The organism is Rathayibacter sp. AY1C4 (assembly GCF_002932195.1).
Lineage (GTDB): Bacteria > Actinomycetota > Actinomycetes > Actinomycetales > Microbacteriaceae > Rathayibacter.
On record NZ_PSWE01000003.1, the window covers coordinates 1 to 14,054 of the forward strand.

Here is a 14,054-nt window from a genome sequence, read left to right on the forward strand (position 1 = left end):
GGGGTTCGGGTGTCCAGGGGAGGCATGCACAGGAGACGCGCGAGGTCCCTGTTCGTGACGCGGAGGCGCGGAATGCGTTCGGGTGGCGCAGTGATCGGTGTCGGACCGGCTCGACCGGCAGGGGCTGTGCCATCGTCGGGAGGGGCGGAGTCCCCGACGATCCGGAACCGACACCCAGGAGGGGACCGCATGGCGCACGCCGCGCTGATCATCCACAGCGCACGGAAGGTCGACGCGGCCGGGACGGTGGAGGACCACTGGCTCCGCGCGCGGGACGGCGCGATCACGGCGACCGGCACCGGCACCGGCTGGCAGGCGCAGGCGGAGGGGGCGCAGCTGCACGACGCGCGGGGCCTCACCGCTGTCCCGGGCTTCCTCGACCTCCACGTGCACGGAGGGGGCGGTCACGGCTTCGACGGAGGAGCGGAGGCGATCCGCGCGGGCCTCGCGCTGCACCGCTCCCGTGGCACCACGCGCTCGCTGGTCAGCCTGGTCTCGGCGCCGCTGGAGCAGCTGGAGTCCTCTCTGGACGCGGTCTCGGCCCTCGCGGCCACCGACCCGCTCGTGCTCGGCGCGCACCTCGAGGGCCCGTTCCTCGCGCCCTCGCGCAGGGGAGCGCACGACCCCGCGGCTCTCGTGCACCCCTCCTCCGGCGCGGTCGGCCGGCTGCTGGACGCCGCCCGCGGACGCCTCGCGCAGATCACGCTCGCGCCCGAGCTGCCGGGAGCCCTCGCCGCGGTGGAGCGGCTCGCCGGCGCCGGCACGGTGGTCGCGGTGGGCCACACCGAGGCGGACGCCGACCAGGCGCGGGCCGCGTTCGACCGCGGAGCCCGGCTGGTCACGCACGCGTTCAACGCCATGCCCGGGATCGGCCACCGCTCCCCGGGCCCGATCCCGGTGGCCCTGGGAGACGAGCGGGTCGCGCTCGAGCTGATCCTCGACGGCCGGCACGTGGACGTCGAGGTGGTGCGGCTCGCGTTCGCGGCGGCTCCCGGGCGGATCGCGCTCGTCACCGACGCGATGGCGGCGGCCGGGGCGGGCGACGGAGCGCACCGCCTCGGCCCGCTCGACGTCGAGGTGCTCGGCGGAGTCGCCCGGCTCGCGGGCACCGCTGTGCTCGCCGGGTCCACGCTCACGCAGGAGGAGGCCCTGCGGCGGGCCGTCGGGCCCGGCCGGCTCGGGCTGCAGGCGTCCGTCGCCGCCCTCACCGCCGTTCCAGCCCGCGTGCTCGGCCGGCGCGACCTCGGCCTGCTAGCGCCCGGGTACCGCGCCGACGTCGTCCTGCTCGACGCGTCGCTCCGCGTGCAGCGCGTCTGGGCCGACGGGCTCCCGTTCCCCGTCTCCGCGGCCGGCGCGACGCGACCCCGGGTCAGGGCGTCGGCGTGACGGTCCAGGTCCCCTCGGTCTGGACGGCCATGACGCCGGGGAGGTCGGCCTCGAACACCTCGGAGAAGGCGACGGAGTCGCCGAACAGCTGCGGCTGATCGGAGGTCGTGAACACGCGGCCGGAGAACGAGTCGTCCGGACCCGCGGGCGTGTAGTCGACCGTCACGCGCGGGACGTCGTCGGAGAAGAACAGGACGGCCGGGCCGGTGCCGGACTGCGCACCGCTCACCGTCGCGAGGTCGTTCCAGCTCTGCAGGCCGAGCGTCCACGGCCCGTCGGCTCGGACGATCACCTGCTGCTCGACGGGGTCGTCGCGGAAGATCCCGGTCAGGAACGACCCCGTCATCGGGGCGGCGGCCTCGCCGAAGGGCGTCATCCGGCCCGCGGCGGTGACGATCGCCGTGCCGGTGCAGGCCGAGCAGTCCAGGCTCAGGACGACCGCGAACTCGCCCTGCCGCTGGAACGACACGTCGGCCGGGCCGGTGCCCGAGACGGTGGCGGGGACTCCCTCGCCGACCGGCCCGGCGTCGACGACGGTTCCGACCGGCTCGGCGGTCGCCGGAGCGGAGGGGGTCGGGCTCGGAGTGATCAGGTCGGTGATGGCGGGTCTCGGCGTCCGCGAGGCGGGCGCGGACGCCGTGGCGCCCGCCTCGGCCCCGCCGCCGGCGGTGCACCCGCCCAGCAGCAGGAGCCCCGCCGCTGCCGTCGTCGCCACTGCCGCTGTCGTCCCCCGAGCCCTCATGCGTCCAGACTGCCAGGGCTGGTCCGGATCGTCGTCCCCGGAGGGAGTCAGAGGAGCAGGGCGCCGAGGCCCGCGGCGACGAGGACGACGATCCACGGGGGCACGGTCCAGCGCGTCAGCGCCACGAACGCGCCGATCGCGAGCGTCAGAGCGCCGGTCGAGCCGATGCCCTCGGTCAGCACCGGGTCGTAGAGGGCGGCGCCGAGCAGTCCCACCACGCCGGCGTTCACGCCGGCCAGCGCCCGCTGCGCGACCGGCAGGTGCCGCAGCCGCTGCCAGAACGGGAGCACGCCGACCACGAGCAGAGCGCCCGGCAGGAAGATCGCGACCAGCGCGATCGCCGCCCCCGCGACACCGTCCGGCGTCCCCGCGCCCACCGCGCCGAGGAACGCGGAGAAGGTGAAGAGCGGGCCGGGCACCGCCTGCGCCGCCCCGTATCCGGCCAGGAACTCGCTCTGCCCGACCGTGCCGGCGCCGACCGTCTGCGCCTCCAGCAGAGGCAGCACGACGTGGCCGCCCCCGAACACCAGAGCGCCCGCGCGGTAGAAGACGGAGCCGAGACCCGCCGCTCCCTCGCCGGTGAGAGCGGCGAGCAGGGGGAGGCCGGCCAGGAGGAGCCCCCAGAGGGCGAGGGCCGAGACCGCGAGCGCCGTCGGGATCCGGACCGCGAAGACCGGGCCCTCGTCCGGAGCCGCCTCCTCGCCGCGCAGCCACAGGACGCCGGCCAGGCCCGCCGCCGCGATCACCGCCACCTGCAGCGCGGGCTCCGGGGCGAGGAGGACGGCGACAGCCGCTGCGCCGGCGATCGTCGCGCGGCGGCGGTCCGGTGCGAGCGAGCGCGCCATCCCGAGCACGGCCTGCGCGACGACCGCGGCCGCCGCCGCCTGGAGGCCCAGGAGCCAGCCGGCGGAGGCGACGTCGCCCGCACCGGCGACGAGCCCGGCGACGAGGACCAGGGCGATCGCCGAGGGGAGCGTGAATCCGCACCACGCGGCGACCAGTCCGGCGAGTCCCGCGCGCTGCAGGCCGACCGCCATCCCGACCTGGCTGGACGCGGGTCCGGGGAGGAACTGGCACAGCGCGACGAGGTCGGCGTACGCGCGATCGGTCAGCCAGCCGCGGCGCACCACGAACTCCTCGCGGAAGTAGCCGAGGTGCGCGATCGGCCCGCCGAACGAGGTCAGCCCGAGGCGGAGGAACACGAGGAGCACGGGGAGGGCGCCGCCCCGCTGCAGCCGACCCGTCTCCGACACGGGGGCATCCTGCCAGACGGCGGTGTCCAGCACGCGTCGTGTCACCGGAAAAGGGACGATAAGCGGCCGGATAAGCGATTCCTTCTTCTCCGGTTGATGAAACGGTGGGTAGAAATACTGAACCCCTTCTCATCCCCTCTGTTAGCCTGATCCGGCTTCCCTTTCCTTCTCGAGGAGAAGGTGATCCGCACCAGTAGCGCGAGCGCTGCCGCTCGTTCACTGAACGCCTTCTCCTCCTCTTTCGATCGGTGTACCCGGAACGGTGACGATCGGAAAGGCTCTCTCTTCCGTGACTCCTCAGGACACTGCCGTCGGCGACTCCGCCGACTCCTCCCGCACCGGCTCCCGATCGGGCGTCAAGGCCCTCTCCGCTCTCTCCCGCCGCACGATCCTCGCCGGATCCGTCGCCGGCGCGGGCGCGATCGCCTTCGCGACGCCGGCCCTCGCGGCCGGCGACCTCACAGCGGTGCCCCGACTGCCCGGCGAGGTCTCGCGCCTGTCCACCGCCACGTCGAAGACGGGCGGGAAGCGCTACGAGATCATCGACGTCGTCGTCGCGGGGGACCGGGCGCGCCTGTTCGTGCCGCACGCGACGCCTCCGTCGCAGACCAGGGGCGCATCGATGCTCTGGTACTACCACGCCCGCAACGGCACCCACACGGCGCTCTCGAGCGCCTTCGCGTACTCGGCCGACCTCGCCGTGGACCGCGGCATCGTCAGCATCTGCCCGACCTACGGCGGCAGCATCTGGTCGAGCCCGCGGGCGATCGAGATCCAGGCCGCTGTCGTCGCCTGGGCCTCGTCGGTATGGCGGATCGACGCGAGCCTCCTCCGCTCCGACTCCGGGGGCGGGCCGCTTCTGACCTGGGCCTACGGGAAGCGGATGGTGCCGAACATCCGGGGCGCGTACCTCTGCAACAGCTCCTACGACATGGAGGAGCGGGCGGCGAGCGAACCGGACCGGATCGGCCCCGAGTACGCCGACGCCGCGGCCATCGCCGCCACCAACCCGGCGCGGCTGCCCGCGTCGGTGTGGCGCGGTGCGCGGCTGAGGATCACCGGATCGCCCGACGACAAGGTCGTGCCGTTCGCCCTGCACGGCGCCGCCCTCCACGCCGCGGCCCTGCCCCTGGCGAAGGAGGCGACGGTCCGCACCCACCCGGGGGAGGGCACCGACGGGCACAAGGTCCCGAGCTTCACCAACAAGGAGATGCTCGACACCTTCCAGCGCTGGATCACCGAGGGCCCCGTGCCGCAGACGGAGCCCGAGCCCGAGACGCCACCCGTGTCCACGCTGCCCGGCGCGGGCACCTACGAGAACGGCGCCGCGCAGATCGTCACCACCGGCACCTGGACGACGCTGAAGGCCACCGCGGACAGCGGCGGGAGCATCGCCTACTCGACCAGCTCCGGCGCCTCCGCGACGCTCGCCTTCACCGGCACGAGCATCGCCTGGATCAGCCGACTCACGTCGTCCTCCGGGATCAACGACGTCGAGCTCGACGGTGTGAAGGTCGCCTCCGTCGACCGCTACAGCGCGTCCACCCGCTCGAAGCAGACGGTGTGGAGCAGCGGACAGCTCGCCGCCGGGCCGCACACGCTGACGATCCGCCGGGGGAGCGGCCGCAATCCGGCCTCGACCGGGACCAACCTGCTGCTCGACTCCTTCGTGGTCGGCGACGCGACGCCTCCGCCGGCGACGACGCTGCCCGGAGCGGGCACCTACGAGAACGGCGCCGCCCCGATCGTCACGACCGGCACCTGGTCGACGTTGAAGGCGAGCACGGACAGCGGCGGCAGCATCGCCTACTCGACCACCGCGGGCGCCTCCGCCACCCTCGCCTTCACGGGTACCAGCGTGAGCTGGATCAGCCGCCTCACCGGCTCGTCCGGCATCAACGAGGTCGAGCTCGACGGAGTCAAGGTCGCGTCCGTCGACCGCTACAGCGCCGCGACGCGGTCGAAGCAGACGGTCTGGAGCAGCGGACAGCTCGCGGCCGGGCCGCACACGGTGACCATCCGCCGCGGGAGCGGCCGCAACCCGGCCTCGAGCGGCACCAACCTGATCCTCGACGCGTTCGTGGTCGGCGACGCCGCTCCGGTCCCCACGGTCACCGTGCCCACGCCGATCGCGGAGTGGTCCTTCGCCGAGAGCGCCGCCCCCTTCGCCTCGGCCGTCGCGGGCGCTCCGGCGCTCCGGCAGGGCGCGGGCTCCTCCGCCCGCGCCGTCGCCACGCCGTTCGGCACCGGAGTCGCCCTCAACGGGACGACGGACCACCTGGTCGTCCCCAAGGACGAGGTCGGCCCGCTCAACCTGGGCGCCTCGACCGGCCAGGTGACGATCGCGGTGTGGGTGCTCAACTCCGACGCGGACGGCGCCTGCATCGCGGGCGTCTGGGAGGAGTCGACGGTCGGGCCGCTGCGCTCCTATGCGCTGTTCAACAACCTCCCCGAGTACGGCGGCTGGGAGCGCGTGTGCATGCACGTCTCGAAGCTCGGCGGGCCGACGCCCGGCTACCCGTACTCGCGCGACTACTCGGTGGAGCCCCGCCGCATCACGCGCGGCGTGTGGCAGCTGCACGTCGGGACGTACGACGGCGCAGTCGCGGTCTCGTACCTCGACGGCGCCGCCACCGCGTACCCGGTGTACACCGACAAGCTCGGCGCGACCTACGCCAAGAACCCCTACGTCTACCCCGACGGCCTCAACGCGGCTCCGGGCGACTTCGTGGTCGGAGCGGTCGGCCGGGACGGCACGATGATCAACCGCTTCGCCGGCTCCCTCGCCCGACTGCGGGTGTGGGACCGGGCGCTGACCGCGGAGCAGGTGAAGCAGCTCTACTCGGCCGAGAAGGGCGCTCTCGGCTGACGACCCGAGGGCGGTGACACGAGTCCGAGAAGGGGATGATCCGCTTCTCGGACAAGGCCGTGTGAGCGATAGCGGGCGTCCCTCTTTCGAGGGTGGTGTTATCGGCTGAATACAGATCGGCGGGCGGCCGCTTCACGGCTGCTCCGCCGTTCTCCGCCGCCTGTATGCGCTGCGCGGGATTCCGTACTCAGGCGGACGTGCGCTCCCGGAGGGCCGTACGGCGGGGGATCATCGCCCGGCGGCCGCGCAGCCCTGTCCCGGATCTCGGAGTGCGGCCCCGCGCCAGATGCGCACCGGCGCGACCACCTCCCAGCCGAGGGTGAGGTAGAGGGCGCGGCCGTCCGTGCTGGCGACGAGGAGACCGCTCCGTGCACCCTCGGACCGGGCCCAGGCGGTGAGGGCGTCGACGACCCGCCGTCCCAGCCCGCGTCGGCGGAACCGCGCATCGGTCTCGATCCGGTCCAGGACCGCGACCGTCCCGTGCACGGCGGCGGTGCCCTGAGCGGCGACGACTCCGTCGACCAGCAGCCGGACGCTCGCCACTCCGTCGGCGGCCTCGAGCACGGCTCCCGCGAGCAGGGCACCCTCGGCGGTGCGGCCCGGGCCGAGGAGCGCCGCCATCAGGCTCTCGTCGCCCGCGACGAGCTCCAGCCCGGCGGCGGGCGCGAGGCGGGCGTCGTCGCCCAGGCCGATGACCGTCAGCCACTCCTGGGGCCCGGCCACCCGCTCGGCGCCCGCCTGTAGCGCGGAGGGCGACGGATCGACCAGGATCCGCTCCCGCGTGCGCGACTCCGCTCCGACATCGACCAGCCAGGCCCCGTCCTCGCGGACGCGCTGCACGCCGCGTGCCCGGCACCAGCCCTCGACCCAGTCGTCCACCCGCTCCGTCGTCGTGATCACGCCCCGAGAGTAGCCGCGACCGGACGGGCGCGATCGTGGGAAGCGGGTTCTCCCGGCGGTGGCCGTCGATCCCCAGCAGGACCGCCCTCGCCCGGATCGCACCCCGCGCACCGCGATCCGCCGGGTCCTCCCTTTGTCAACCTCAGTGCCACGGCGCCGTCCCCGGCCCTACCGTCGGCGCGAGACATCCGCTGCACCGCCGGGACCCTGACGGCCGTGCCGAGAGTGAGGGGCCGATCCGATGCCCAGGCAGGACGGCGACCCGCGGAGCACCACCCGAGTGCTGCGCGAGCTGGTCTCCGCGTTCGAGGATCCGGGGGCCGTGCACCCGGCGCTCGCCCGGCAGGTGCGGAGCGCCGCCCGCGAGCTGCTCGGCGCGTCGGAGCGGGAACCGCTGCGCCTGCGCGTGCGGATGCCGACCCTGATGGTCCCGCGCTCGGTCGTGGACGAGGTGCCCGATCCGCCCCCGGTGCCGCCCGCCGCGCTCTGACCCGACGGCGCTCGTACACTCGGACGATGCGACACGGCATCGTCATCCTCCCGCAGGACCCGTGGGCCGAGGCCCGCCGGAAGTGGCAGTCGGCCGAGGGCCTGGGCTTCGACCACGCGTGGACCTACGACCACCTCTCCTGGCGCTCCCTCGCCGACCAGCCGTGGCACGCGACCGTCCCCACCCTCACCGCTGCCGCGATGGTGACCGAGACGCTCCGCCTGGGCACGTTCGTGGCCTCCCCGAACTTCCGCCACCCGGTGCCGTTCGCGAAGGAGATCGCGACGCTGGACGAGATCTCGGGCGGTCGGACCATCCTCGGGGTCGGCTCGGGCGGCACGGGCTTCGACGCGCGCGTGCTCGGGCAGCCCGACTACTCGCCCCGGCAGCGGCACGAGCGCTTCACCGAGTTCGTCACAGCCCTCGACGCGCTGCTGCGCTTCGAGGAGCCCGGCTCGGGCGGAGTGGACCTCGAGGGGGAGTGGTTCACCGCCCGCTCGGCGCGCATGGTGGGCGAGCCCGTGCAGAGCCCCCGCGTCCCGTTCGTCCTCGCCGCGAACGGGCCGAAGGGCCTCGCGCTCGTCGCCGATCGCGGGCAGGGCTGGGTCACCACCGGCCCGGAGGGAGTGTCGAGCGAGGAGTGGTGGCGGGCGGTCGCGTCCCTCTCCCGGCGGCTCGACGCGGCGCTCGAGGCGGCCGGGCGCGACCCGCGCACCGTCGAGCGCCACCTCTCGCTCGACTCCGGGGGCGACTACTCCCTCGAGAGCGTCGCCCGGTTCGAGGACATGGCCGGCCGGGCGGAGGAGCTCGGCTTCACGGACGTGATCGCGCACTGGCCGCGGCGCGACGGCGTCTACGCGGGCGACGACGAGGTCCTCTACGAGGTCGCCTCGCGATTCTGACCGGGCCTCGGGGGCTCCGGAGCGGTCCTCAGACCGCGCGGGCGCTCCCGCGGTCGACGAGACGCGCGGGCAGGAGGCGGATCGACGGCTCCTCGCCGCGGGACGGCTGCTCGATCCGCTCGACGAGCGTGTCGACCAGGTGCGCGCCGAGCTCGGCGGCACCCGTCTCGACGTAGCTGTAGGGGAGCGAGAAGTCGCGGGCGAACTCGGCCGAGTACAGGCTCACGACGGACAGCTGCCCGGGCACGGCGACAGCGCGTCGGCCCAGGATCGCGGGAAGCATCGCGATGGTCCGGTCGCTGTGGACGACCAGCGCCGTGAGACCGGGGTTGTCGTCGAGGAACGCCGTGACCATCGGCTCGACGGCGTCGGCGGCGGTGGCGGCCGGGCGCAGCACCAGCTCGATCCCGAGCCGACCGGCGGTCTCGAGAGCCGACTCGCGGAACCGGAGCCCGTAGGTCCCTCCGCGGTCGAAGACGCGCTCAGGAGGGGTGACGAGACCGATGCTCCGATGCCCGAGGGCGCCCAGGTGCTCGATCAGCAGGCGGGCCGCGTCGCCGAAGTCGAGGTCGAAGACGTCCACCCCGGAGGCGTCCGCGGGCACGCCGAGGGCGGCACCGGGCCGCCGCGAGGCGCGCAGGACGGGCAGCCGGTCGTCGTCGTCCGCGACGCTCAGGAGGATCAGTCCGTCGACCTGGCCGGAGCGCGTGAGCCGGCGGACGGCAGCCGCCCCGTCGGCTTCGGTGGCCAGCAGCACGTCGTAGCCGAGCTCGCGGGCGCGGGCCGTGATGGGGAGGACGTACTCGACCATCGCGGGCGCGAACTCGTCCGGGTCGAAGTGGACGAGCAGGCCCAGCGCCATGGTGCGGCGCGTCGCGAGCGCCCGTGCTCCGGCGTTGACCGTGAAGTCGAGCTCGGCGATCGCGTCCTCGATGCGCTTGCGCGTCTCGGGGGAGATGCTGCGCTTGCCGGAGAGGACGTACGACACCGTGCTGCGAGAGACCCCTGCCGCTTTCGCGACGTCTCCGATCGTGGCCATCTCCACCCCCGCTCGAACCGTGTCGAGAGTGGCAGTGCGGCGCGGCGCACGCAACTCGGGCGCCGCGTCCCCGGAGCGAGGACCGGACGCTGCGGCTCCGGCGCTCTGCTCGTCCACGGCGCGCTCATCCCCGTCGGGGAACCTCCGGTCCCGACGACACGCCGACGCGGCCGGGCGCACGAGGTGCCCGGCCGCGTCAGGGCGTTCTGGACGGATCAGCCGCAGCGCGCCGCACCGTAGGCCGGTGCCGTGGATCCGCTCGCCGCAGCGCCGTCGACCGTCCCCGCGATCCGCACGTCGAGAGCGCCGGCTCCGACGCTCGCAGCGCGGGTGCTGAAGGCGGCTGAGACCGTCTTGCCGGGAGCGACCCCGGTGAAGGTCTTCGTGCCCCAGGCCGAGCCGATCGTGACGTCAGCGGCGACCGCGCTGGTGTTGGTCGCCGTCCCCGTGATCGTGACCTTCCCCGCGGTGCAGCGCGAGGCCGCCGTGCCGCTCACCGTCAGGCCCGTGGTCCGCCCGACGAAGGGCGTGACCGAGATCCTGTCGATGTTGGGCGCGTACTGCGAGGTGAGCAGGACGCCGGGGAAGGTGTCGGAGAGGTAGGTCGTCCCGTCGAAGCCCGGGAGCTCCTTCGAGGTGATCGCGATGGTGTTCGAGCCCTTCCTGAGCGTGACCGGCACGCTCAGGTCCCACAGCTGGTTCTGGTGGAACGTGTGCGGGAAGAGCACGCGCTGCGTCACTCCGTTGACCGTGATGTCCGCGTGGCGGGCGAGCGGGTCGGGGTTGTAGTGCGTCGCGGGGGACTGCTCCTCGTTGGAGTAGCGCAGCGTGAGCGCGTACGTCCCGTCCTGCTCGGCCTTCACGTCGCCGAAGGTCAGGGTCGAGTCGCCGTCGCGTCCGCCCCCGATGTTCCCGACGGCCTTGCCGCCCGACGCGAAGGACAGGTCGCGGACCGTGGCGGGGCCGGTGATCGTGGCCGCCTCCGCCTCATAGCTCGTCGTCGCGGGCGGGTTCGCGCTCGCTCCGATGACGATCCGATCGACGAGGAGCGTGCCGCTCGTGCCGACGACCTCGATCTTGTTCACGCCGCCCGAGAGGAAGACCTGACGGGTCGAGCTCGCGCCCACCGGCCCGACCTTCACATCGTTCACGTAGAGGTCGCCGGTGCCGCCGCCCAGGGTGTCCACGGTCACGGAGGACGGCGCGTCCTTCGCGGAGTAGCCCCAGACGGTGGTGGAGGCGCCGCTGGTGAGCTTCGCCGTGCCCGAGCCGGAGACGCCGGCGCGGGAGTAGTCGGCCGTCGCTCCGTTGTCGAGCGTGCCGGTCTCGGCCTCGTGGATCGAGGTCGCGGCGGCCGCGCTGGGGAGGGAGAGCTCGATCTTGTCGACGATCGCGTCGCCCACGGTCGACTTCGTGCCGGCGAGGTTCTTCGCGGCGAGCGAGATCGTGTGGGTGCCGGCGGCCAGCTTCACCTTGGTGTCCGCGTGGTCCCAGACCACGAACTTGTAGGCCAGCGGAAGGAGGATCTCCTGCTCCGCAGCGCCGTCGACGCTCAGGAACGCGTTGATCGGACCCTGCTGGGCGTTGGCGGCGTAGGTGTTGAGGGAGTTGGCGAAGACGCTGAGGTCGTACTCGCCGTCCTTCGGGACGGTGACCGCGAAGTCGAGCTTCAGGTCGCCGCCGGTGCGGATCCCGCCGACGTTGCGTCCGCCCGAGGTGTAGAAGCCGCCGACGTTGGTCGGCGAGCCCTCGGGTCCGTTGAGGTTCCGCGATCCGGTGTAGCGGGCGTCCTCGGCCTCGTACTTCTGGCGGAAGTCGACGGGTGAGGCGGACGGCGACGACGCGTTGGCGCCCGGGGTCAGGACGACCTCGTAGGCGGAGTCGACGTCGAGCGCGGGGAGGGATCCGCCGAAGTCCAGCGAGAGGGCGCCGTCCACGACGGACGCGTCGAACTCCTTGACCGTCTGCGGGGCTCCCGAGTCGCCGACCTGGCCGGTCCAGCGGATCTCGCTGACCTCCACGTGGACCTTCGAGCCGAAGGTGGCGGCCGGGATGCGCTCGAACGCGACCTTCTGCGAGCCGCCGACGCCTCCGAAGAGGGCTCTCGCCTGCTTGGCCGCGGTGTCGAGGGTCGCGACGCCCTGGAGGGTGTAGCTCTGGCCGGGCTTGGGCGGCGTGACCGCGACGGTGTCGCCGGTCATCGAGGCGTAGGCGTTGAGGAGCCACCACTGGCCGTTGGCGCGGTTGGCCTGCACCGCGGAGTCGGAGAGGTTGCCGTCGATGTTCCAGTAGGCGATGTCGCCGTCGACCTTCTTGTCCTCGAGCGCGCTGATCCACTGGACCATCTGGCCGGGCACGGAGGTGTGGTAGTTGAAGGCGTACTCGTTGAGGTTCACCGGCAGGTGCTTCCCGGCGTAGGACGTGCCCGCGTACAGCTCGTCCTCCCAGGCCCGGAAGCGGTCGACGTTGGTGCGGATCTCACCCGGGGCGCTCAGCTCGTGCCAGGTCATCACGTCGGGGACGGTGTCCTGCTCGAGCGTGTGGGTCATGAACCCGCGGACCTGGTCGTAGAGGACGCTGGTGTTCGGTCCGGCGATGCGGGCGTCGGGCATCCTGTCGCGGATCAGCGCGTAGGTGCTGTCCCAGGCCGCGAAGAACGCGGTCGGGTCCTCCAGCCAGCTCTTCCCGTTGTAGCTCCACTTCCCGTTGCCGAACATGTTGCCCTCGGGCTCGTTGAACGGCACGAACACGATGTTGTCCTGGTACTCCTCAGGGAGCGCGAGCACCTGGTCGACCTGCGTGGCGATCTTCGCCTGGTAGTCGGCCAGCTTCTCCTGGGGAGTGCTGCCCGGCCACTCGTAGGGGAAGCCGCGGTAGATGTCCGTCATGTAGATGTAGGTGTCGCCGTCCGAGGTGTCGGCGACGGCCTTAGCGACGCTCAGCGCGTCCGCGCCCGGATGCTGCGGCCCGTCCTGCGCCTTGGTCGAGACCGTGCGCAGGTCGATCCCCTCGAGGAGGTTGTCGGAGGGGAGGCCCTCGCCGTAGACCCCGTAGAGGGTGCCGGACGCGCCGCCCATGAACTCCCCGGTGCTCGCGCCGAGGTCGATGGTCATCTCGTCGAGTGCGCGCACCGTGACGGTCGCCGTGACCGCGGTGCCGAGGCCGGTGACGGTGCCCTTCACGGTGAAGGTGCCGCGCTTCGCGTACGCGGAGGCGGGGACGCTCTCCCAGGTGACCGGGGCGTCGCGGTTCACGCCGTCGGAGTAGGTGGCGGGGACCCCCGGCAGGGCCGGCGCGACGCCGATGCCGGTGGTGACCGCGACGCTCGTCGAGAGAACGCCGGTGACGGCCGGCGCGGCGTCGCCCGCCAGACCCCGGACCTGAGCGGCGGTCAGAGCCCGGTTGTAGACGCGGAAGTCGTCGATCGCTCCGTCGAAGTAGGGGTGCACGTTCCAGAGCGCCCGGCCGATGTTGCCGCTCTTGGAGGCGGAGGCGGAGTAGAGCTGCTTCGCGAGGTCGACGGAGGCGGGAGCCGTCGCGACCTGCAGACCGTTGAGGTACAGGGTCACGGTCGTGCCGTCCATCGTCGCGGTGACGTTGACCCACTGGTCCTTCTGCAGCGGCGAGGAGCTGGAGACTCCGGTCTCGCCGCCGTCCTTCAGCTGCTTGATGATCGCGCGGGCGCTGCCGCCGTCGAACGACGGAGCGAAGGCCGACGCGGCGTCGGGGCTGATGCCCAGGCACCACAGCCACTGGAAGCCTCCGGTGCCGGACCACTTCGTCCAGGCGGAGACGGTGGTCTGCGTCACGCCCTGGAAGAGCCCGTTCGGCACGGTCAGGTACGGCGCGGAGGTCGACTCCGCCGCGCCCCCGGGAAGGTCGATCGCGGTCGTACCGGCCTTCCGACCCGCGACGTACGTCGCTCTCGCGCTGTTGACGACGGTGCCGTCGAGCTTCTTCGACGAGAGGTCGGCGACCGTGGATCCGGACACCTGCCCCTGCTCGAAGTCGTACTGGAGGATGAGCGCGTCGGCGGGGACGGAGGTGTCGGCCGCGGAGGCGGACTCGGCGCTCGGGAGAGCGACGGCGAGGGCGGCGAGTGTCGCGGCACTCAGCGCGAGGGCGAGGGAGCGGGTGCCGCGCCTCGGGGAGGACATCGTTGTCACGCTGGTCACTTTCTGTGGGGACAGCCGGCCGGACGACGCCGGGCGTCGGTCCGGGGTCGGAGCAACAGTGCTTCGAACCGGTTCGACAAAACTAGGTTCCCGCGCCTCCGACACGCAAGAGGACCTGAGAAGTTCCTCGTCCGGCTCGCAGGTGCCGGCGGTCGCTCGGGCTCTCGCCGGGACCCGTCAGCCCGCCGGAGCGGCCGTCGCCGCGACGCTCGACAGCGGGCGGACGGGTTCGAGAGGGGCGCGCATCGCCGGGGGAGTGCTGCTGATCGGGATGCTCGCCGGATGCACGGCGGGTCCC

At 73.1% G+C, this 14,054-nt stretch carries 9 protein-coding genes; 4 read left to right on the plus strand and 5 right to left on the minus strand.

Features of this window, described 5'->3' with window-relative positions; translation table 11 throughout:
• The first annotated feature begins 189 nt into the window (after nucleotides 1-189).
• Nucleotides 190-1,386 carry an N-acetylglucosamine-6-phosphate deacetylase gene (locus C5C99_RS02075; protein ID WP_104339529.1) on the plus strand — a complete coding sequence of 399 codons (1,197 nt, stop codon included), beginning with the start codon at nucleotides 190-192 and terminating at the stop codon, nucleotides 1,384-1,386.
• On the opposite strand, the gene C5C99_RS02080 is transcribed toward C5C99_RS02075, so the two are convergent.
• On the minus strand, nucleotides 1,370-2,101 hold the full coding sequence (locus C5C99_RS02080) for a hypothetical protein (RefSeq protein ID WP_104225243.1): 732 nt from the start codon (nucleotides 2,099-2,101) through the stop codon (nucleotides 1,370-1,372). The two genes, C5C99_RS02075 and C5C99_RS02080, sit on opposite strands and share 17 nt — an antisense overlap.
• A gap of 74 nt (nucleotides 2,102-2,175) precedes the next feature.
• Nucleotides 2,176-3,381 (minus strand): chromate efflux transporter, encoded by a 1,206-nt coding sequence (gene chrA, locus C5C99_RS02085; protein WP_258063604.1) that lies wholly within the window; start codon nucleotides 3,379-3,381, stop codon nucleotides 2,176-2,178.
• A gap of 289 nt (nucleotides 3,382-3,670) precedes the next feature.
• Here chrA and C5C99_RS02090 point away from each other — a divergent pair, with 289 nt between their 5' ends.
• On the plus strand, nucleotides 3,671-6,250 hold the full coding sequence (locus C5C99_RS02090; RefSeq protein ID WP_104225244.1) for a LamG-like jellyroll fold domain-containing protein: 2,580 nt from the start codon (nucleotides 3,671-3,673) through the stop codon (nucleotides 6,248-6,250).
• A gap of 228 nt (nucleotides 6,251-6,478) precedes the next feature.
• On the opposite strand, the gene C5C99_RS17305 is transcribed toward C5C99_RS02090, so the two are convergent.
• Nucleotides 6,479-7,150 carry a GNAT family N-acetyltransferase gene (locus tag C5C99_RS17305; protein WP_219813599.1) on the minus strand — a complete coding sequence of 224 codons (672 nt, stop codon included), beginning with the start codon at nucleotides 7,148-7,150 and terminating at the stop codon, nucleotides 6,479-6,481.
• Between the two features lie 241 nt (nucleotides 7,151-7,391).
• Between C5C99_RS17305 and C5C99_RS02100 the strand changes: the two genes are divergently transcribed.
• Both C5C99_RS02100 and C5C99_RS02105 read left to right on the plus strand, forming a co-directional pair.
• Nucleotides 7,392-7,640: a hypothetical protein gene (locus C5C99_RS02100; protein WP_146076891.1), complete on the plus strand. Its 249-nt coding sequence runs from the start codon at nucleotides 7,392-7,394 to the stop codon at nucleotides 7,638-7,640.
• 26 nt (nucleotides 7,641-7,666) lie between these two features.
• Nucleotides 7,667-8,542 (plus strand): LLM class flavin-dependent oxidoreductase, encoded by an 876-nt coding sequence (locus C5C99_RS02105; RefSeq protein WP_104339530.1) that lies wholly within the window; start codon nucleotides 7,667-7,669, stop codon nucleotides 8,540-8,542.
• Nucleotides 8,543-8,570: 28 nt separating this feature from the next.
• Here C5C99_RS02105 and C5C99_RS02110 read toward each other — a convergent pair whose 3' ends face one another.
• Both C5C99_RS02110 and C5C99_RS02115 read right to left on the minus strand, forming a co-directional pair.
• Nucleotides 8,571-9,581: a LacI family DNA-binding transcriptional regulator gene (locus C5C99_RS02110; protein ID WP_104246852.1), complete on the minus strand. Its 1,011-nt coding sequence runs from the start codon at nucleotides 9,579-9,581 to the stop codon at nucleotides 8,571-8,573.
• 215 nt (nucleotides 9,582-9,796) lie between these two features.
• Complete coding sequence (locus tag C5C99_RS02115) at nucleotides 9,797-13,738, minus strand: LamG-like jellyroll fold domain-containing protein (protein WP_104339531.1); 3,942 nt, start codon at nucleotides 13,736-13,738, stop codon at nucleotides 9,797-9,799.
• Nucleotides 13,739-14,054 lie beyond the last annotated feature (316 nt).

Bases quoted from the DNA above. Each gene is read 5' to 3' on its own strand.
- C5C99_RS02105 (WP_104339530.1), top strand. From the start codon at position 7,667: ATGCGACACGGCATCGTCATCCTCCCGCAGGACCCGTGGGCCGAGGCC.
- C5C99_RS02115 (WP_104339531.1), bottom strand. From the start codon at position 13,738: ATGTCCTCCCCGAGGCGCGGCACCCGCTCCCTCGCCCTCGCGCTGAGT.
- C5C99_RS02110 (WP_104246852.1), bottom strand. From the start codon at position 9,581: ATGGCCACGATCGGAGACGTCGCGAAAGCGGCAGGGGTCTCTCGCAGC.
- C5C99_RS02100 (WP_146076891.1), top strand. From the start codon at position 7,392: ATGCCCAGGCAGGACGGCGACCCGCGGAGCACCACCCGAGTGCTGCGC.
- C5C99_RS02075 (WP_104339529.1), top strand. From the start codon at position 190: ATGGCGCACGCCGCGCTGATCATCCACAGCGCACGGAAGGTCGACGCG.